At 49.9% G+C, this 18,426-nt stretch carries 24 protein-coding genes; 7 read left to right on the top strand and 17 right to left on the bottom strand.

Annotated features, from left to right (window positions below; translation table 11 throughout):
- Nucleotides 1–10: 10 nt before the first annotated feature.
- Nucleotides 11–454, bottom strand: coding sequence for a YaiI/YqxD family protein (locus tag JK216_RS05055; protein ID WP_212707889.1), 444 nt, complete (start codon nucleotides 452–454; stop codon nucleotides 11–13).
- Between the two features lie 156 nt (nucleotides 455–610).
- Between JK216_RS05055 and proC the strand changes: the two genes are divergently transcribed.
- Nucleotides 611–1,423 (top strand): pyrroline-5-carboxylate reductase, encoded by an 813-nt coding sequence (gene proC, locus JK216_RS05050; RefSeq protein ID WP_212707888.1) that lies wholly within the window; start codon nucleotides 611–613, stop codon nucleotides 1,421–1,423.
- 44 nt (nucleotides 1,424–1,467) lie between these two features.
- On the opposite strand, the gene lpxO is transcribed toward proC, so the two are convergent.
- From lpxO to JK216_RS05025, 5 genes are all read right to left on the bottom strand, one after another.
- Entirely contained in the window at nucleotides 1,468–2,382 is a 915-nt protein-coding gene (lpxO, locus tag JK216_RS05045; RefSeq protein ID WP_212707887.1) for a lipid A hydroxylase LpxO, read from the bottom strand.
- A gap of 214 nt (nucleotides 2,383–2,596) precedes the next feature.
- Entirely contained in the window at nucleotides 2,597–2,905 is a 309-nt protein-coding gene (locus JK216_RS05040) for a PsiF family protein (RefSeq protein WP_212707886.1), read from the bottom strand.
- Between the two features lie 87 nt (nucleotides 2,906–2,992).
- Nucleotides 2,993–3,262, bottom strand: coding sequence for a sigma-S stabilization anti-adapter protein IraP (locus tag JK216_RS05035; RefSeq protein ID WP_212707885.1), 270 nt, complete (start codon nucleotides 3,260–3,262; stop codon nucleotides 2,993–2,995).
- 261 nt (nucleotides 3,263–3,523) lie between these two features.
- Entirely contained in the window at nucleotides 3,524–3,682 is a 159-nt protein-coding gene (locus JK216_RS05030; protein ID WP_212715373.1) for a hypothetical protein, read from the bottom strand.
- 318 nt (nucleotides 3,683–4,000) lie between these two features.
- A complete protein-coding gene (locus JK216_RS05025) occupies nucleotides 4,001–4,291 on the bottom strand; it encodes an I78 family peptidase inhibitor (protein ID WP_212707883.1) in 291 nt (96 codons plus the stop codon).
- A gap of 296 nt (nucleotides 4,292–4,587) precedes the next feature.
- On the opposite strand from JK216_RS05025, the gene JK216_RS05020 reads away from it, so the two are divergent.
- Entirely contained in the window at nucleotides 4,588–5,241 is a 654-nt protein-coding gene (locus tag JK216_RS05020; protein ID WP_212707882.1) for a CPBP family intramembrane glutamic endopeptidase, read from the top strand.
- Between the two features lie 55 nt (nucleotides 5,242–5,296).
- Here JK216_RS05020 and JK216_RS05015 read toward each other — a convergent pair whose 3' ends face one another.
- Complete coding sequence (locus JK216_RS05015) at nucleotides 5,297–5,500, bottom strand: hypothetical protein (RefSeq protein WP_212707881.1); 204 nt, start codon at nucleotides 5,498–5,500, stop codon at nucleotides 5,297–5,299.
- 217 nt (nucleotides 5,501–5,717) lie between these two features.
- On the opposite strand from JK216_RS05015, the gene JK216_RS05010 reads away from it, so the two are divergent.
- Both JK216_RS05010 and JK216_RS05005 read left to right on the top strand, forming a co-directional pair.
- Nucleotides 5,718–5,903, top strand: a complete 186-nt coding sequence (locus tag JK216_RS05010) for a hypothetical protein (protein ID WP_212707880.1) — start codon at nucleotides 5,718–5,720, stop codon at nucleotides 5,901–5,903.
- A gap of 63 nt (nucleotides 5,904–5,966) precedes the next feature.
- Nucleotides 5,967–6,248, top strand: a complete 282-nt coding sequence (locus JK216_RS05005; RefSeq protein WP_212707973.1) for a hypothetical protein — start codon at nucleotides 5,967–5,969, stop codon at nucleotides 6,246–6,248.
- A gap of 30 nt (nucleotides 6,249–6,278) precedes the next feature.
- Here JK216_RS05005 and JK216_RS05000 read toward each other — a convergent pair whose 3' ends face one another.
- The 4 genes from JK216_RS05000 to adhP all read right to left on the bottom strand — a co-directional run bounded on the left by JK216_RS05000 (nucleotide 6,279) and on the right by adhP (nucleotide 10,069).
- Nucleotides 6,279–6,707 carry an OsmC family protein gene (locus JK216_RS05000; RefSeq protein WP_212707879.1) on the bottom strand — a complete coding sequence of 143 codons (429 nt, stop codon included), beginning with the start codon at nucleotides 6,705–6,707 and terminating at the stop codon, nucleotides 6,279–6,281.
- Nucleotides 6,708–6,778: 71 nt separating this feature from the next.
- Nucleotides 6,779–7,930, bottom strand: coding sequence for an FMN-dependent L-lactate dehydrogenase LldD (gene lldD / locus JK216_RS04995; protein WP_212707878.1), 1,152 nt, complete (start codon nucleotides 7,928–7,930; stop codon nucleotides 6,779–6,781).
- 2 nt (nucleotides 7,931–7,932) lie between these two features.
- A complete protein-coding gene (gene lldR / locus JK216_RS04990) occupies nucleotides 7,933–8,712 on the bottom strand; it encodes a transcriptional regulator LldR (RefSeq protein WP_212707877.1) in 780 nt (259 codons plus the stop codon).
- Nucleotides 8,713–9,049: 337 nt separating this feature from the next.
- Nucleotides 9,050–10,069, bottom strand: a complete 1,020-nt coding sequence (gene adhP / locus JK216_RS04985; protein ID WP_212709006.1) for an alcohol dehydrogenase AdhP — start codon at nucleotides 10,067–10,069, stop codon at nucleotides 9,050–9,052.
- A 312-nt stretch (nucleotides 10,070–10,381) separates the two neighbouring features.
- Here adhP and JK216_RS04980 point away from each other — a divergent pair, with 312 nt between their 5' ends.
- Complete coding sequence (locus JK216_RS04980; protein ID WP_212710694.1) at nucleotides 10,382–10,981, top strand: nitroreductase family protein; 600 nt, start codon at nucleotides 10,382–10,384, stop codon at nucleotides 10,979–10,981.
- Between the two features lie 51 nt (nucleotides 10,982–11,032).
- Here the strand turns inward: JK216_RS04980 and JK216_RS04975 are convergent, their stop codons facing one another.
- The 6 genes from JK216_RS04975 to ffh form a co-directional block, all read right to left on the bottom strand.
- Nucleotides 11,033–12,325, bottom strand: a complete 1,293-nt coding sequence (locus JK216_RS04975; RefSeq protein WP_212711575.1) for a cystathionine gamma-synthase family protein — start codon at nucleotides 12,323–12,325, stop codon at nucleotides 11,033–11,035.
- Between the two features lie 264 nt (nucleotides 12,326–12,589).
- On the bottom strand, nucleotides 12,590–12,937 hold the full coding sequence (gene rplS, locus JK216_RS04970) for a 50S ribosomal protein L19 (protein ID WP_212709009.1): 348 nt from the start codon (nucleotides 12,935–12,937) through the stop codon (nucleotides 12,590–12,592).
- Between the two features lie 42 nt (nucleotides 12,938–12,979).
- Complete coding sequence (gene trmD, locus JK216_RS04965; protein ID WP_212709046.1) at nucleotides 12,980–13,744, bottom strand: tRNA (guanosine(37)-N1)-methyltransferase TrmD; 765 nt, start codon at nucleotides 13,742–13,744, stop codon at nucleotides 12,980–12,982.
- Between the two features lie 35 nt (nucleotides 13,745–13,779).
- The gene (rimM, locus tag JK216_RS04960; protein WP_212709045.1) at nucleotides 13,780–14,328 is read right to left on the bottom strand and encodes a ribosome maturation factor RimM; all 549 of its coding nucleotides are present in this window, start codon (nucleotides 14,326–14,328) and stop codon (nucleotides 13,780–13,782) included.
- Nucleotides 14,329–14,352: 24 nt separating this feature from the next.
- The gene (gene rpsP / locus JK216_RS04955; RefSeq protein WP_212709010.1) at nucleotides 14,353–14,601 is read right to left on the bottom strand and encodes a 30S ribosomal protein S16; all 249 of its coding nucleotides are present in this window, start codon (nucleotides 14,599–14,601) and stop codon (nucleotides 14,353–14,355) included.
- Between the two features lie 144 nt (nucleotides 14,602–14,745).
- Nucleotides 14,746–16,107 (bottom strand): signal recognition particle protein, encoded by a 1,362-nt coding sequence (gene ffh, locus JK216_RS04950; RefSeq protein WP_212709011.1) that lies wholly within the window; start codon nucleotides 16,105–16,107, stop codon nucleotides 14,746–14,748.
- Nucleotides 16,108–16,279: 172 nt separating this feature from the next.
- Between ffh and JK216_RS04945 the strand changes: the two genes are divergently transcribed.
- Both JK216_RS04945 and JK216_RS04940 read left to right on the top strand, forming a co-directional pair.
- Nucleotides 16,280–17,071, top strand: a complete 792-nt coding sequence (locus JK216_RS04945; RefSeq protein WP_212711574.1) for an inner membrane protein YpjD — start codon at nucleotides 16,280–16,282, stop codon at nucleotides 17,069–17,071.
- Nucleotides 17,072–17,097: 26 nt separating this feature from the next.
- Nucleotides 17,098–18,381, top strand: coding sequence for an HlyC/CorC family transporter (locus JK216_RS04940; protein ID WP_212709013.1), 1,284 nt, complete (start codon nucleotides 17,098–17,100; stop codon nucleotides 18,379–18,381).
- The last annotated feature ends 45 nt before the right edge of the window (nucleotides 18,382–18,426 follow it).

Raw genomic sequence — 18,426 nt, 5'->3', positions numbered from 1 at the left:
TCAGGCAGCCTCAGGGCTGTCTGAACCATTTGTCCAGTTCATTCGCAAATAACTGCCGGTCTTTCTGATTCAGTGCCGGCGGACCGCCGGAAGGAATGCCACTGGCCCGCAGCGTTTCCATAAAATCACGCATTGTCAGGCGTTCGCGGATCGTCGCCGGAGAGTAGCGCTCTCCCCGCGGGTTCAGCGCGTCAGCCCCTTTTTCCAGCACTTCCGCCGCCAGAGGAATATCAGCGGTGATCACCAAATCACCGGGGATCAGCCTGCGGACAATTTCATTATCGGCCACATCAAACCCCGCGGCGACCCGCAGACTGTGCAGCCAGGGTGATGCCGGCAGCCGCAGTGACTGGTTAGCGACAAAAGTAATATGTGTTTGTGTTCTTTCTGCTGCGCGATACAGTATTTCTTTGATTACTGTCGGGCAGGCATCAGCGTCAACCCAGATAGCCATAATACCTCCTAAAGGGACGGAGCCGGAATTGTGGACTATTATGGCCACCGGGGACAACTGTTTATCCGTTTACCGGTTGCTGTCAGCCCCCGGGAAAAGATAACCTGATATCACGCAGGCACACTGCGGCTTTCCGACGACAACAAAGGACAGGTAATGCTGAATAAAAAAATTGGTTTCATCGGTTGCGGTAATATGACCAAAGCAATCATTAACGGTATTGTTAAAAGCCAGGTGATTACGCCGGAAAATATCTGGGTGTTTGACCGTAAAGTGGCAACTAACCAGCAGATGTCCGCGGAGTATGGTCTGCATGCTGCCGAAAGTGCCGAAGTGATTGCCCGCGAAACGGATATTCTGGTCGTGGCAGTGAAACCCAATGTTATCCGTAAAGTACTGGGCGACATTGCCGGGCAGATCAGTAAACAGACCCTGGTGGTTTCGATTGCAGCCGGTGTCACTCTGGATTCCTTAGCCGATATCCTTGGTCATGATCGTAAAATTATCCGTATCATGCCGAACACGCCGGCATTAGTCGGTGAAGGAATGAGCTCGGTCACCCCGAATGCCCTGGTCAGTCCGGAAGAAACCGCAACGATCCTCGAAATATTCCGCAGCTTCGGTCAAGCAGAACAGGTCAGCGAATACCTGATTCATCCGGTCGTCGGCGTCAGCGGATCATCACCGGCCTATGTGTTTATGATGATTGAAGCCATGGCGGATGCCGCCGTTCTGGGCGGGATGCCGAGGCAGCAGGCTTATTCTTTCGCGGCACAGGCCGTCAAAGGGGCAGCACAGATGGTACTGGAAACCGGGCAGCATCCGGCACAGTTAAAAGACAGTGTATGTTCGCCCGGCGGCACCACTATCGAAGCGGTTCAGACTCTGGAAAGTCAGGGCTTCCGTTCAGCTATTATGCTGGCAATGCAGAAATGTATCGAAAAATCAGAAGCATTAAGTAAAAAATAGCGGTTGTGTATTGCCGGATACCGCAAAGTATCCAGCAACACGGATCACCAGTGTTTAAAGACCGAGATAATCAGTCCCAGAAAAATCAGTGTAATCACACCATTTTTCAGCAGGTAATAAAGTTTACGGTTCCGCTTTTTGAGTCTTTGTCCCGCATCACGGGCGGCATTTACGTATTTAAATAACCGATTAATGGTGCCGGTACGGTCACTATCATCATTAGGCGATGCCGCCGCTGACATTAATGTTTGTCCTGCCCAGTGGTTTACTGCCTGCGCCCAGCGCCATTTCATCGGTCTTTCTATATCACAGAACAAAATAATGCGGGTCTGTCCGGTATCATTCTGTGCCCAGTGAACAAAAGTTTCGTCAAAAATCATCGCCTCACCATCATGCCAGCTACGGCGCACACCATCGACCTCAATAAAGCACTGTTCATCATTCGGTGTTGATAACCCCAGATGGTAACGCACTGATCCGGCATAAGGGTCGCGGTGTTTGCCTAAATAGCTGCCGGCGGGCAACTCTGCAAACATTGCAGCTTTGATACAGGGAATAGAACTGACCAGCCGGGTGGTCACCGGGCAAAGCTGCTCAGCGGACGGGTGTGCATCACCGTACCATTTGAGATAAAAACGCTTCCAGCCGCGCTTAAAGAAGGTATTAAAACCGGCATCGTTGTTTGCCGTCGCGGCTTTAATATGGCTTTGCAGGTTCACCGCTTCATCTCTGATAACCTGCCAGTTATCACGTAAAGGCTGCAGCTCAGCAAACGTATCTGCGGGAAACCATGCCTGCTTTGATGGCAATGCCGAGAACCCGGTCATAAACATGTTTACCGGGGCCATAAAGGTTGAATGATCAAATAATTGCCTGGAAAACTTCTGTCTTATTTTTCCGCGGGAATGGGCATAAAATACACTGATAAAAAAAACGCAAATAATAATAAGCGCTGCCATCGTTCTCTTCCTTAATTATGCTGAGAATAAGCAAAGCATTACCGTAATTAAATAGCGGTAAATTAAACTGCGGCGGAATTTTAGGGTAATACGGAAGATTTTCTTAGCCGCAAGTGCGAATATATATCACAGAATAAATGTTACAAATAAAAATCTGACAGACAGTCTCTGACTGAGACTGTCTGTCAGAGACATCATAGCAACAAGGGTATACTCAGCTTTTTTTCAGGCAGCTACTCATAAATGACTTACGCGCATCACCTTTCAATGCTTTTTGTTTGGCATCAGCGTTACAGGTTTTCATTTTTTGCTGCTGTGTGGTCAGACCAGCTTTGTTATTCTCTTTTTTCAGGCAGGTACTCATAAAACCCTTACGGGCATCCCCTTTCAGGCTCTGAGAACTGGCCTGATGATTACAGTCAGTCATTTTTTGTTGTTGTGCTGTTTTTTCGGCTGCAGTTGCTGTTACTGACGCCGTGACGCAGCACCCACACAGTATTAACCTGCTGATCAGTTTATTCATTACTTACTCCTGTAATAACAGTATCGGCCGGATAGCCATAGCCCCCCCGTGTTGCGGGAAGTCATATTATTCGTAATTTAACAGCTATTATCCGTCAGACAACGGATATTTTATTGCCGATATAGCGTCCAGGCAACGGCTATATGAAAAAGACTCAGCCTTTATTGAAAATGGATCATTATTACTCAATAGCTGCTGCTGAAACTTTTCCTCAAATAAAGAAACAGTCTCCGCAGGTAAACTTTCCAGCATGAGCGATAAAATCACTTCCATAGCTGCCATTCGCTCGGTCTGAAGCTTATACTCTTCGTCTTTCTCTGCCAGTTTGATTAACAGCTCAGCGATTAGGTTGTTCATAATTAACCTCAGCATTATCTGCTGCTGACGGTAACATTAAATAAATAAAAATGCAGATTTTTTTACTAAATGGCTGGCAAACGAGGAGAAAAAAACAAAAAAAGACGGGGTTCGCGGGAAATCATTGCTTGCGACAGGTCAGCGGCAGACATACCAGCAGATCATGCCACGCAGAACGGTGAGAAAAGATCAGATGCGATATTATCTCCGGAGGGCCCTGGTATCCAGGGTGCCCTCCGGCAATTATCTGCCGGCAGTTATTCAGCGTCCGTTATCGCCATAGTGAGGCCCGCCGCCGCCCCATCCGCCGCCGCCAGGCCCTCCGCCTCCCCAGCCCCCGCCACCCGGCGGCGGGAAAATACAACCGTTAAGCATCACAACAACGCCCAGCACTGCAGAAATTTTAATCAAACGTAACATAATGACCCCGCTGATAATTGTTCTCTGAAATCGCCGTCAGTATATCCGCGCAGATGATAAGAATTATCCGTTTCAACGGGCCATTGATTTTATGACATACAACCTGACAATTATCTTACAGCGGGCAGACAAAAAAGTGATGGTAAACGGCGGACGTCACGCAGAAACGGGCTGAAAATAACGTAAGTTCACCCTGCGGATAACAGAGTGACAGAAGTGATGCGCCAGAAAAAGCCCGCCGGAGCGGGAAATACATCTGATAACGAACAGCATCAGAGTATAGAGGTGAATAATGACTTTCTGATGACAGCAGCACTTTTATCCGCAGTATACCCTGCTGATCATTCCCTGGCTGTCAGCAAAGAAATTCAGGCGGCGCAGGTTAAAATCCATGGCGACCACAGAATGATAGCCAATTGCCCGAACCGGATTATCAAAACGCAGATTATTCACCGACGACAGTGGTTTACCGAGGTACTGCTGATAATCAGAAGCACCACACATATCATCATCAGGGACATAGGCTGTCTGTGATGGCTTAGCGGACGACTGGCAGCCCGCCAGTAACAGAAAGCCAGTGATAAGTAATACTCTGCCATATGTTTTCATCTTTATTCCTCAGGTACAGGACCGGTAATACAGTTGCGGGCCTTTACATCGCTACCGGGTCCTGATATTGCAGGGCACAGCCCTTCATCTAATAACATCTATGGTACAAAATCCCCCGCCGAAAGGACGGATATTACCTTTACAACCTGGCCCGCAGACCCGGGCAGACTCAGATGTGATTATAACCTCAGCCTGTACCGATGCATTAACAAAACCCGGCGGTGATTGCATCGCCTGACTCGACAGTGATTTGTGCCATTGATACTATTCAGAAGATTCCTACTACCGGGCGAACAATGAACACTCAATCAGATAAAATTACACTGACTGCGTTTTATCTGGGTAGTTTTGTTATCTACTACCTGATAACACTGATGATTACGCTGTTTCCTAATTTTGCCGCCCTGCGGGCCAGCGGTTTGCTGGTTCCGGTACTCTGCGTGTTTGAATTTGCGGTGATTTATCCGTTATACCGTTTTTATTGTCAGCGCCGGAACGATATTCCTTTCAGCACACTGCAGCCGTGGCAAACACTGCTATTCAGTCTGCTGCTGTTGCTACTGATTGTGGCAGAAACACAATATCTGCTGCCCGAAATCTGGCTATCCGAGCAGGCAAATCAGCCCCGCAGTTCACAGCTTATCCTGTTAATCACCGCAGTCTGTCTGGCGCCGGTTTTTGAAGAGGTATTATTTCGCGGTTTTTTATTACAAACGTTTCTGCTGTGGGCTCCGAAAAGCCGTTTTGCCGCCATGTTACTGACGTCTTTACTGTTTGCTGCCATGCATACCCAGTATGTTCACTGGCAGTCGGTGGCCGCATTAACGTTATTTTCACTGTTGCTGTGCTGGGCAAGACTGAAAAGCCGCGGGCTGGCGCTGCCGGTATTTTTACATACACTAAATAATCTGATAGCACTGGTACCGGCTTTCTATCTGTCGGCCCTGTAACCGCATGCAGGCACCGGGGACAGGCCGCAACCTGCCCGCGAGAAATCAGGGCGTTTCAGCGATCACGTTCCTGTTCAAAATGGGTTTTGAACTGTTCATAAATCGAAATCATATTGGCAGCATCCCCTTGTAACGGACTCAGTTTTCCGGCGCGAACCAGTTCAATAACTAACTGCAATGCCGCCTGTTTAGGATGCTGTGCGGGCTGGGAGATCGCTTCATTAAGGTGCTGTATCGGCTGAGAACTGGTTTCTTTCATAATGTTACCTGTAGAAATAATATTAACGATATACAGGGCGGAAGTGTAACGCAGTTATTTAATCTCTGGCAGAATAACCGCCGTCTTTTTCAGTTTTTTTATACAAAACAACAGTGACAACGGCAGCAACAGTCGATTAGCAAAATGTTACCAATCACAATGCTATACTGAGATTCCGGTCATCACGATACAAGGACACCGCGCTAAGGAGCCAGTCATGTTAATCGGATTTGTATTATTAGTCAGTGCCTGTGGTAACGATGCCTGTGATGCATTACCCGTATCTGAACATATATTTCCGGACCAGGTCAGCTGTGAGCAGATGGCCGACCGCATACATAAAGTGCGCCCCCATGCGGTACTGATCTGCGGAGAAGTTCACCGTGATCGTCAGCCACAATAAACCGGCTGCGGTCTGTCACCCGCGATTTGTGCGGTGACTCTTTTTGCTGACCCGGGGTAACAGATGAAAACAAAAAAATCCCGGCCGCGTAAACCCTCCGGGCGCTGGGTATATTATCTGCTGTATCAGGAGATTCTCTGGCCCTGCCCTGTCCGCTGGGAATGGGAAAGCGGATTCGGTGGCTGGCTGCCATTTTACTATGCCCCGACCTTTGAATTTATTGCTGCCGATCCTGCCCGCGTAACCCGGGTGCGGCGTCCGGTAAAGGGTACAGCACTGAGCCCGCTGGCTGGCCGGGAACGGCTTATCCGTCAGGTGAAGGAAGATACGGAAAATGAAGAATAATGGCCCGCTGAGCGCGGGCACATATCACTGTCAGTTCATTAGCGTGTAGTCGAGGGTGATTTCCGTATCCAGTAACTGCGATACCGGACATCCGGCTTTCGCTTTCAGGATGATTTCTTCAAATTTTTTCTCATCAATGCCCGGTAATTCGACCTCACTGGCCAGCGCGATACGGGTAATCGCAAAGCCTTCGCCTTTTTTATCCAGTGACACGTCGGCAACGGTATCAATACTTTTCGGCGTATAACCTGCCTGTCCGAGCATCAGGGAAAGAGCCATAGAAAAGCAGGCGGCATGGGCTGCACCAATCAGTTCTTCGGGGTTAGTACCGGGCTTATCTTCAAAGCGGGTATTAAACCCGTAAGGCTGCTGGCTCAGAGCGCCGCTGAGGGTACTTACCGTTCCTTTGCCCTTAATATCACCTTCCCAATGGGCCGAGCCTTGTTTATGAATAGTCATCAGTTCCTCCGGTTCAGGTTCGTAAAACTTAAGTATAGCCGCAGTAACAAACTGCGGCCTGCATTTACGATTTATCCCACCAGCAGGTGATTAGCCGCCAGTAATTCCCGGCTGATATCACTCACCGATTTAGCCCCGGTCAGTGTCATCGCCACACGCATTTCATTCGCGATCAGCGTCAGCAGATTTTCCACACCCTGCTGCCCATGGGCAGCCAGTGCATAAATAAATGCCCGGCCCAGTAATACGGTATCTGCACCCAGTGCCAGCATCCGCACCACATCCAGACCGTTGCGGATACCACTGTCTGCCAGCAGGGTAAGATCACCTTTTACTGCATCAGCAATGGCCGGCATTGCCCGCGCCGTCGATAAGACACCATCCAGTTGCCGGCCACCATGATTCGATACCACAATACCATCAGCACCAAAACGGACGGCATCTTTTGCATCTTCAGGATCCAGAATGCCTTTAATCACCATCGGACCGTCCCAGAAATCACGGATCCACTCCAGGTCTTTCCAGGAAATCGACGGATCAAAGTTTTTCGCCAGCCAGCCAATATAGTCTTCCAGTGCGGTCGGTTTCCCCAGGTAAGCCGATACATTACCGAGATCATGGGGCCTGCCAAGTACACCCACATCCCATGCCCAGCGAGGGTGCTGAACCGACTGTAAGTAACGCCGTGATGCTGCAAACGGCCCGCTCATTCCTGAATGAGCATCACGGTAACGTGCGCCGGGGGTGGGCATATCTACCGTAAAGACCAGGGTGGTACAGCCGGCTGCTTTTGCCCTTTCCAGTGCATTACGCATAAATCCGCGATCGCGCAGGACATATAACTGGAACCACATTGGCCGGGACATCGCCGGCGCCACTTCTTCGATCGGACAAACAGAGACTGTCGACAAGGTAAAAGGTATTCCGGCGTCCGAAGCGGCTTTGGCTGCCTGTACTTCTCCGCGGCGGGCATACATTCCCGTCAGACCCACCGGCCCCAGAGCCACCGGCATTGATAATGTTTCGTTAAACAGCCGGGTTTCCAGACTCAGGGATGACATATTCCTTAAGACTCGCTGGCGTAAGGCGATTTGCGAAAGATCATCCGTATTGCGTTTCATTGTGTATTCGCTGTAAGCACCACCATCAATATAATGAAACAGAAAGGGCGGCAGACGTCGCTCAGCAGCGGCGCGGTAATCAGATGAAGCAGAAATAATCATGATCAATTCTCTGGGCTTTGCGGAAGATCGTCAGGCAAACGAATGATTCTGAGTTGTCTGGCATAGTCTTCATCGAGTTGCTGGGTGGTTTTATGCACGAAACTAAGGTGACAGTTAGCGGCATTCTTTGCCGCTGCAGCATCGCCTGACAGGATAGCCTGCAGCAGCTGATAGTGTTGTCCGCACAACTGCTCAACAATATCCTGCCTGGCAAACATTTGCTGGCGGCTCTGTAACACCGAACTGTGTAATAAATCGAACAGTCCGCGCATAGTCTGTAACAACACCGCGTTATGAGACGCTTCTGCAATCATCAGATGAAACCGTGCATCCGCCTGAGCGACCAGACTGGCATCACTGCCGGCCTGTAACTCACTCATGGCATCAAAACAGTATTGCAGGCGCTGCTTATCTTCTGCTGTCGCCCGCAGCGCGGCATGCCATGCCGTTCCGCCTTCCAGCGCATGTCTGGCCTCGAGAATATCCAGACGGTATTCCGGGTCATCTCTCAGTAATGCTTTCAGAGGCTCGACAATCACCCGTTCAGACCAGGGGGTGATTTGCTTGCGGATAAAGGTGCCACCGCCGCGCTGAGTACAGACAATCCCGGCACTATTCAGTTTTTGCAGCGCTTCCCGTACAGATGCGCGGGAAACCTGCAAATCACTGGCCAGCTGACGTTCAGAAGGTAGCCGCATCCCTGCCTGCAGCGACTGCTGTTTAATCAATAGCTGCAGGCGATTCACCAGCATATCAGTGAGTTTTTCTGGCGATTTATTCATTAGCTCCTCCTGAATAGATCAGGCTGCCGGTCAGTCTGTAGATAAGTGTTCTGCTGATGTTAACGCAGTGTTGTCAGCGGTATCCTAACGACCGGGTAAAACGTTTGTTAAGTATATTCAGCACAGATCACAGACTTCATATGAGTTTTGTGAATGATATTACTTTTCCCGACAAACTGGTCTGACCAAAATAGTCTGAACTGGCAGAAACTGTGAGCCGTTATTAATACGCTATCTGCCCCGGAGCATCGCCTGAGCGCAGAGTGATAACCAAAAAAAAGGCCCCGACCTGTGGTCAGAGCCTTTTCCGGTGCCTGACACCGCTTACGGATTACCCTTAATGCTGGTGCGAACAGAAATCAATCACCATCCGGCCTTTGATTTTCCCGTTCTCCATTTCGTGGAAAATAGTATTTATATCTTCAACCTGACGCTTTTCGACTTTCGGTACTACTTTCCCCTCAGCGGCAAACTGGAAGGCTTCCGCCAGATCACCACGGGTACCGACCAGTGACCCGACAACTTCGATACCGTCCAGAACCAGACGGGGAATATCCAGACTCATAGCTTCCGGCGGCAGACCGACAGCAACCACACGGCCACCGGCGCGGACGCAGTATACTGCTGAGTTAAACGCCGATTTTGCTACCGCAGTGACTACCGCCGCATGAGCGCCGCCGAACTTTTCCTGCATCACTTTGGCAGCATCATCTTTCAGAGGGTTGATGGTCAGGTCTGCCCCCATTTCACGGGCAAACTCCAGTTGTGCTTCATTGACATCAATCGCCACGACTTTGGCATTGAATACATTTTTTGCATACTGTAATGCCAGATTACCCAGCCCGCCCAGGCCATAAATCGCAATCCACTGTCCGGGACGAATTTTAGACACTTTCACTGCTTTATAAGTCGTAACCCCGGCACAGGTAATACTGCTGGCGGCCGCCGGGTCAAGGCCTTCCGGTACTTTCACCGCATAATCTGCCACCACAATGCACTCTTCGGCCATACCGCCATCCACGCTGTAACCGGCATTTTTTACGCTGCGACACAGAGTCTCATTACCACTGTCACAGTATTCACAGTGGCCGCAGCCCTGGAAAAACCAGGCGACGCTGGCCCGGTCACCGGGTTTAAGCGAGGTTACACCCGGACCAATCTGTTTAACAATCCCGATACCTTCATGACCGAGGATAACCCCGGTTTTATCGCCAAAATCACCATTTTTAACGTGGAGGTCCGTATGACACACACCGCAATACTCCATCTGCAGCAGCGCTTCGCCATGCTCCAGGGGACGTAACTTTTTATCAACAATTTCAACACTATGATCTTTAGTAACGACTGCTGCTTTCATAATGGAACTCCTGTTAAAAGGGTAAAAAGACCACGTAATATCTGCTGGCCACAAGGTTAACTGACCTGCTGCAGATAAGCCTTGATTCGCATCACGTAAAGGTTAATTAAATTGATCCTTTGAACGGAATCTGCGCTAACAGTATAGCTAAACTAATGGCTCCCCTGACATTTAATGCTATTCGCCGGGTTTATTACTTAAGATAAACAGGTAGAGCTACCGGCAATGAGCTATCCTGTGTTCCGACAGCTTATATCCTCACCACTCCCGGAACTGATACCGGAATGGTTATCCCAAGAGTAAGGAGATCATATGTCACAAGGTTTCAATGCACTGGCTGAAAAACGCAGAACTATTTATGCACTGGGTCCGGCACTGCCACTGGCAGAAGATGATGTTATTGCCCTGATTCAGACAGCAATCAGAAATTCACCGTCTGCGTTTAATTCCCAGAGTTCGCGGGCCCTGATTCTGCTCGGTGAACAACACAAACATTTCTGGTCCCTGACCAAAGAACAGCTGAGAAAACGTGTTCCTGCGGATGCATTTGCAGCGACCGATAAAAAAATTGATAGTTTTGCCGCTGCGGCAGGCTCAGTACTGTTTTTTGAAGACCAGCAGGTGGTTAGCGAATTACAACAGCAGTTTGCGGCATATGCGGATAACTTCCCAGTCTGGTCAGAACAGAGCAGTGGTATTGCCCAGTATGCCGTCTGGCTGGCTCTGGCCGAAAAAGGTATCGGGGCAAATCTACAGCACTACAATCCGCTGGTAGATGACGATGTCCGGCAGACCTGGAATATACCGGCATCCTGGACATTGCGTGCTCAGATGAACTTCGGCTCGGTGGAAGCACCTGCGGGTGAAAAAGGCTATATTGACGATAAGCAGCGTTTTATTGTTGCCCGTTAATACACTCTGATCTCAGGGCCGGTCACAATAACCGGCCCTGATTTTTTCGACTCAGTCAGACGTCAGAGCATCCAGCGCCTGCTGCAAATCGGCGATTAAATCCGCCGGATGCTCAATACCAATCGACACCCGTACAGTGGTATCGTAAATAGCAAAAGCTTCACGGGTTTCCCGGGCAACACCTGAGTGGGTAGTAGTGGCCGGATGACTGGCCAGAGACTCGGTCCCTCCCAGACTGACCGCCAGACGGAAAATCTGCAGGTGATTCAGAAAACGGAATGCCTCTTCCCGGCCATGACCGACATCAAACGAGAAGGTTGAGCCCGCCCCCTGACATTGCTCAGCAAACAGTTTACCTTCAGCGGTGGTGGCGTCTTTAAAGGGCAAATAATTCACTGCGGTAATTTTCGGGTGCTGTTGCAGGAATTCAGCTACCTGTTGCGCATTATTATTGGCTTTTTCCATGCGTAACTGCAGTGTTTCCAGTGAGCGGCCCAGCATCCAGCAGGAGTGCGGATCCAGCTGAGTACCAATCGCGCTGCGCATCTGGCGGATGGGTGCCATCAGTGCCCGGCTGCCCATCGCGGCACCGGCCACCAGATCCGAATGACCTCCGACATATTTCGTCAGGGAATAAACGCTGATATCTGCACCCAGCGCCAGAGGGCGCTGGAAGACCGGGCCCAGTAGCGTATTGTCACACACCACCACTGGCCGGAAACCCTGTAATGTTTCCAGCTCATCCGCCAGTTTCGCCAGTAAGCGAACATCCGCCAGTGAATTGGTCGGATTAGCCGGTGTTTCGGCAAAAATCACGCTGATACGGCCACCGGTCGCCGCCTGCCTGGCAGATAACAGCATCTGCGGATAATCCAGCGAGTTGCTCAGCGGACTGCTGCTGATCCCCAGACCAGCCAGTGTTTTATTAAACAGAGTTTCAGTACCACCGTATAACGGCTGAGTTTTTAAGACCACATCCCCCGGCTGACACAGAGTCAGCAGTACCGAGCTTATTGCCGACATCCCCGACGAAAAAAGAGCACAGCGCTCCGCGCCTTCATACAGGGCCAGCCGGTCTTCTGCGATTTCACTGTTCGGGTGATTAAACCTGGAATAGACCAGCCCTTCTCTGCTGCCTTCAGGCGCGGGCTTACGACCACTGGCGACATCAAAGAATGCCTGCCCTTCTTCTGCTGTACGGAAAATAAATGTGGACGTCAGAAACACCGGGGGTTTCACCGCCCCCTCGGATAACATCGGATCATAGCCGTAGCTGGTCATTAATGTTTCCGGGTGGAGCTGATGTTCACCCTGGCGGGTTTTTAATGTTTTACCGTCACTCATAGACCGTTCCTGTAATCGTTGTCCCCATCACCTGCGGTGGCGGGTGACGGGCCGTGCAGGTGAGTTACCTGATTTCACGGCAGTTATTGCTATATTATAACACTCTGTCATGGCACCTGGCCTGATTGATAGCAAAAATTGAACGATTAAATAACACTGAACAGTTGTGATTGCTGGTCACAGAATAATGAATAAAAAAAAGGGGCTGACCATTGGTCAACCCCTTGTTCTCTATTAACTTTCAGATGTCGCGTTAGCGATACCTTAGTTAAGACGCTCTTTGATACGAGCAGCCTTACCAGTACGCTCACGCAGGTAGTACAGTTTGGCCTGACGTACAGCACCACGACGTTTGACAGTAATGCTGTCAATTACCGGTGAGTGAGTCTGGAATACACGCTCAACACCTTCGCCGTTAGACATTTTGCGAACAGTGAATGCAGAGTGCAGACCGCGGTTACGGATTGCGATAACCACGCCCTCAAATGCCTGCAGACGTTTTTTAGAACCTTCAACGACCCATACTTTCACTTCCACGGAATCACCCGGACGGAATGAAGGTACATCCTGTTTCATCTGTTCTTGTTCAATTTGCTTAATAATGTTGCTCATAATTAAATCTCTTATCCTGGGTAAACTGATATTCAGGGAAGACTATTCTTCCGTATCATCATGTTGCTGCTGCTGATTTTCATGACGAAATTCACGCAGCAATTTAGCTTGCTCTTCAGTCAGAGCCAGGTTTTCCAGAAGTTCAGGTCTTCTCAGCCAGGTGCGACCCAGCGACTGTTTCATGCGCCAGCGGCGAATTTCAGCATGGTTGCCCGACAGTAAAACCGGCGGAACCTCCACACCCTCTAACACTTCAGGCCGGGTATAATGCGGACAATCCAGCAATCCTTCAGAAAACGAATCTTCGTCAGCCGATGCCTGTTTTCCCAGTACTCCCGGAATAAACCGGGCCACCGAGTCAATCATCGTCATTGCCGGCAGTTCCCCGCCACTGAGCACATAATCACCGATTGACCATTCTTCATCAATTTCGGCGTCTATTACCCGCTCATCAATACCTTCGTAACGACCACAGACCAGAATTAATTTCTGATCCGTCGCTAGTTCGCAAACCCCCTGTTGGTCAAGTTTGCGCCCCTGAGGTGACAGGTAAATTACCTTAGCGCCCTCACCTGCCGCTGCTTTGGCTGCATGGATAGCATCCCGTAAGGGTTGTACCATCATCAGCATTCCCGGCCCGCCACCGTAGGGGCGGTCGTCGACAGTACGATGCCTGTCATGTGTGAAGTCTCTGGGACTCCAGCACTGAATACTGAGCAGACCATTTTTGACAGCCCGGCCAGTTACCCCGTAATCGGTAATCGCACGAAACATCTCTGGAAACAGGCTAATCACACCAATCCACATAGCGTTCGCCGTTGGGTTACCGTTATCTCCGGAGATCAAAAACCAGGATCCCAGTCTACTTCAATTGTGCCAGTAGTGAGATCGACTTTCCTGATAACCTGTTCATAAAGAAACGGAATTAACCGCTCTTTCGCGCCAAAAGCATCTTTCAGATTTGCCTTTACGACTAACACGTCGTTCGATCCGGTTTCCATCATATCAATGACTTTCCCCATTTCGTAACCGTCAACGGTCATTACCTGGCAACCAATAAGGTCTTTCCAGTAATAATCACCGTCTTCCAGCGCGGGCAACTGCGTGGCATCAACCAGTATTTCACAATTGGTTAATTGCGCCGCCGCATCACGATCATCAATGCCTTTGACTTTGATAATCATGTCCTGATTATGATTTTTCCAGCCTTCCAGCTCAATCTGCTGCCATTTACCGGCACGCTGAATAAACCATGGCTGGTAATCAAAAATGCGATCAGCATCTTCGGTGGAAGAAAACACCTTGAGCCAACCACGAATACCGTAGGCCGCTCCCATTTTTCCTAAAATAAGGGAATTAATCGGAGGTTGCGCGGTAGATTTTCCGGTCATGCTCATGTTCGCCACCGTGACAGATTAAGCTGCTTTTTTTGCTTCTTTAACCAGCGCGTTAACGCGGTCAGAAACTGTGGCACCTAAGCCAACCCAATGTTCGATGCGGTCCAGATCCAGACGCACTGCTTCGGCCTGACCAGAAGCAACCGGGTTGAAGAAGCCAACACGCTCAATGAAACGACCATTACGCGCATTACGGCTGTCAGTAACGACAACCTGATAGAACGGACGCTTTTTAGCGCCGTGACGAGCCAAACGAATTGTTACCATAACATCCTCTTTAGTTAATAAAACACCCGGACCCCAGCGAGGGGCGGGGCCCGGGTGCAATATAAAAAGCCCGAAAATTTTACTCGTTTTGGAGTAAAAAGCAACCTGTAAGTCAATTACAGTTCGGACTTTTACTTTTCCGGCTTAACGGCCGGGAAATCCTGGCGGCATCATACCTTTCATGCCACGCATCATTTTGGCCATGCCGCCTTTCTTCATTTTCTTCATCATTCGCTGCATATCATCAAACTGTTTCAGCAAACGGTTAACATCCTGTACCTGCAGACCACACCCCGTGGCAATACGACGTTTACGTGATCCTTTAATAATTTCCGGCTTTTCGCGCTCTTTTCGCGTCATGGAATTGATAATGGCTTCCATACGTACCAGCACTTTATCGTCCATCTGCGATTTCACATTATCCGGCAACTGGCCCATACCCGGCAGTTTCCCCATCAGGCTGGCCATGCCGCCCATATTGCGCATTTGCTTTAACTGCTGCAGGAAGTCATTCAGATCAAAGCCATCGCCGGTCTTCAGTTTTTTGGCCAGTTTTTCGGCCTGATCGCGGTCAACCTTACTTTCGATATCCTCAATCAGCGACAGCATATCGCCCATACCGAGGATCCGCGAAGCAATACGGTCCGGGTAAAATGCTTCCAGTGCCTCGGTTTTTTCGCCCATCCCCATAAACTTAATCGGCTTACCGGTAATGTGACGAATGGACAAGGCAGCACCGCCACGCGCATCACCATCCACCTTGGTCAGAATGACCCCGGTCAACGGCAGGGCTTCATTAAAGGCTTTGGCGGTATTGGCCGCATCCTGCCCCGTCATTGCATCCACAACAAACAGGGTTTCTACCGGGTTAATCGCGGCATGTACCTGCTTAATCTCGTCCATCATCGCTTCGTCGACATGCAGACGACCGGCGGTATCTACCAGCAGCACATCATAAAACTTCAGACGGGCCTCATTTAATGCATGAGTGACGATATCGACAGGTTGCTGTGTGACATCTGAAGGACAGAAATCAACACCTACCTGTTCAGCCAGGGTTTCCAGCTGTTTAATTGCCGCCGGACGATAGACGTCGGCAGAAACCACTAATACTTTTTTCTTGTGCTTTTCTTTGAGAAATTTGCCTAACTTCCCGACACTGGTCGTTTTACCGGCACCCTGCAGACCCGCCATTAACACCACGGCCGGAGGCTGAGCTGCCAGGTTAAGGGTGTTATTTTCAGCACCCATTGCCGCGATCAGTTCATCACGGACAATTTTGATAAATTCCTGGCCCGGGGTCAGGCTTTTATTAACATCATGCCCGACTGCGCTTTCTTTCACCCGCGCGATAAATTCACGGACGACGGGTAAAGCAACGTCAGCTTCCAGTAACGCCATACGTACTTCACGCAGAGTGTCTTTAATATTGTCTTCTGTCAGCCTTCCGCGGCCGCTGATATTGCGCAGTGTTTGCGACAAACGATCGGTTAAATTATCAAACATTACCTTTCACTCAGAAAATATTGCGAAGCCGCCTCGGCGACATTTTCCTCGCAGTATAACATGAAGCGTTGCCGATCTCTGCAATTGACCTTCAGATCGTTTGGCGCAAGTCGCGGCTAACGCTATACTGCCTGTCTGAACCCTATATGATGACGAATACGATACCCTATATATGTCAGTTTTTGCGATTGTGGCACTCCTTGCCTATTCACTGAGTCTTGCTTTGATCATCCCGAGCCTGCTGACACGCAGCAGCGGCTGGCGGCGGCTGGCGATGCTATCGGCGGTTGTGGCACTGATTTGCCATGGTGTCGCGGTTGAGCAACGAATTTTTATTCTGAATGCAGAACAAAACTTTAGTTTGCTGAATATCGGTTCACTGGTCAGCCTGATGATCTGTGCGGTGATGACCATCGTTGCCTCACGGAATCGCGGCTGGCTGCTGCTGCCTTTTGTGTACAGTTTCGCCCTGATTAATCTGGCATTTGCCACCTTTGTCCCCAATGCCTTTCTTACCCACCTTGAAACCACCCCGGGCATTATGCTGCATATCGGGCTGGCATTATTTGCTTATGCCACGCTAATCATCGCGGCGTTATATGCATTACAGTTGGCCTGGATCGACTACCAGCTGAAAAATAAAAAGCTGGCATTCAGCCATGATATGCCGCCGCTGATGGTGATAGAGCGTAAGATGTTCCATATTACCCAGGTGGGGGTGGTGCTGCTGACGCTGGTCCTGTGCAGTGGCCTATTTTATATGCGTGACCTGTTCTCTGCGGAAAACATCGATAAAGCGGTGCTTTCTCTGCTCGCGTGGTTTGTCTATATCGTCCTGTTATGGGGCCATTATCATGAAGGCTGGCGCGGTCGCCGCGTGGTATGGTTTAACTGCAGCGGCGCTGTGCTGCTGACCATGGCCTATTTTGGCAGCCGGATCCTTCAGCACCTGCTAAGCCGTTAATTTATTAAAATAAAGGAAATATCGCGTTGGAACATGTTTCAACCACCACGCTAATTATTACGCTGGTCATTATGGTGTTGGTGTCTGCCTGGTTTGCGGGCTCAGAAACCGGCATGATGACACTTAACCGCTATAAATTGCGACATAATGCCAAAAACGGTAACCGGGCGGCCAGAAGAGTTGAGAAGTTGCTCGCCAAACCGGACCGGCTGATAAGCCTGGTGCTGATCGGTAACAACCTGGTCAATATTCTTGCTTCAGCACTTGCGACTATTGTCGGTATACGTTTATACGGCAATGCCGGTGTGGCGATTGCCACCGGAGTACTGACCTTTATTGTGCTGGTCTTTGCCGAGGTCTTACCGAAGACCATTGCCGCACTTTATCCGGAGAAAGTCGCCTACCCCAGCAGCTTTTTACTGGCTCCGTTACAGATTATTATGATGCCTGTCGTCTGGCTGCTGAATTCAATCACCCGTGCCCTGATGCGGATGGTCGGGATTAAAACCAGCGGCTCCGCCAGTTCAGCGCTCAGTAAAGAAGAACTGCGTACCATTGTCTATGAATCACGCACCCTGATGTCGCGGCGTAACCAGGACATGCTGTTATCCGTACTGGACCTGGAAAAAGTCACCGTGGATGACATTATGGTGCCGCGCAATGAGATTGTCGGCATTAACGTCAATGATGACTGGAAATCAGTTATTCGCCAGCTGACACATTCACCCCATGGCAGAATTGTCCTGTTCCGCGATACCCTCGATGATGCCGTCGGCATGCTGAGGGTCCGCGAGGCCTGGCGGATGATGACAGAGAAAAAAGAGTTCACCAAAGAAAACCTGCTGCGGGCTGCCGATGAAATCTATTTTATCCCGCAGGGAACCCCGTTAAATATGCAGCTGGTTAAATTTCAGCGCAATAAGAAAAAAGCCGGCCTGGTGATCGATGAATATGGTGATATCAAAGGTCTGGTCACCATAGAAGATATTCTGGAAGAGATTGTCGGTGATTTTACGACCTCCATGTCTCCTACCCTCGCCGAAGAAGTGTTACCACAGAATGATGGTTCGGTGCTGGTCGATGGCAGTGCCAACGTCAGGGAAATCAATAAGGTCTTTAACTGGAACCTGCCGGAAGATGGCGGCCGCACCATTAATGGCATGCTGCTGGAAGTGCTGGAAGAGATTCCGGAAGTCAATACCCGGGTACAGATTGGACATTACGCCATCGAAATCCTCGATGTGCAGGACAATATGGTCCGGCAGACGCGAATTACCCCGCATACCTCATTACAGGCATCTCTGGGCTGATACAGGACCCGGTAAAAAAGGCGGCACGCTGTTACGCATGCCGCC

It is taken from the genome of Tatumella sp. JGM94, assembly GCF_018257595.1.
Classification (GTDB): domain Bacteria; phylum Pseudomonadota; class Gammaproteobacteria; order Enterobacterales; family Enterobacteriaceae; genus Tatumella; species Tatumella punctata.
The sequence above is the reverse complement of the archived record's forward strand: the minus strand, read 5'-3'. Positions and strand labels throughout refer to the sequence as shown.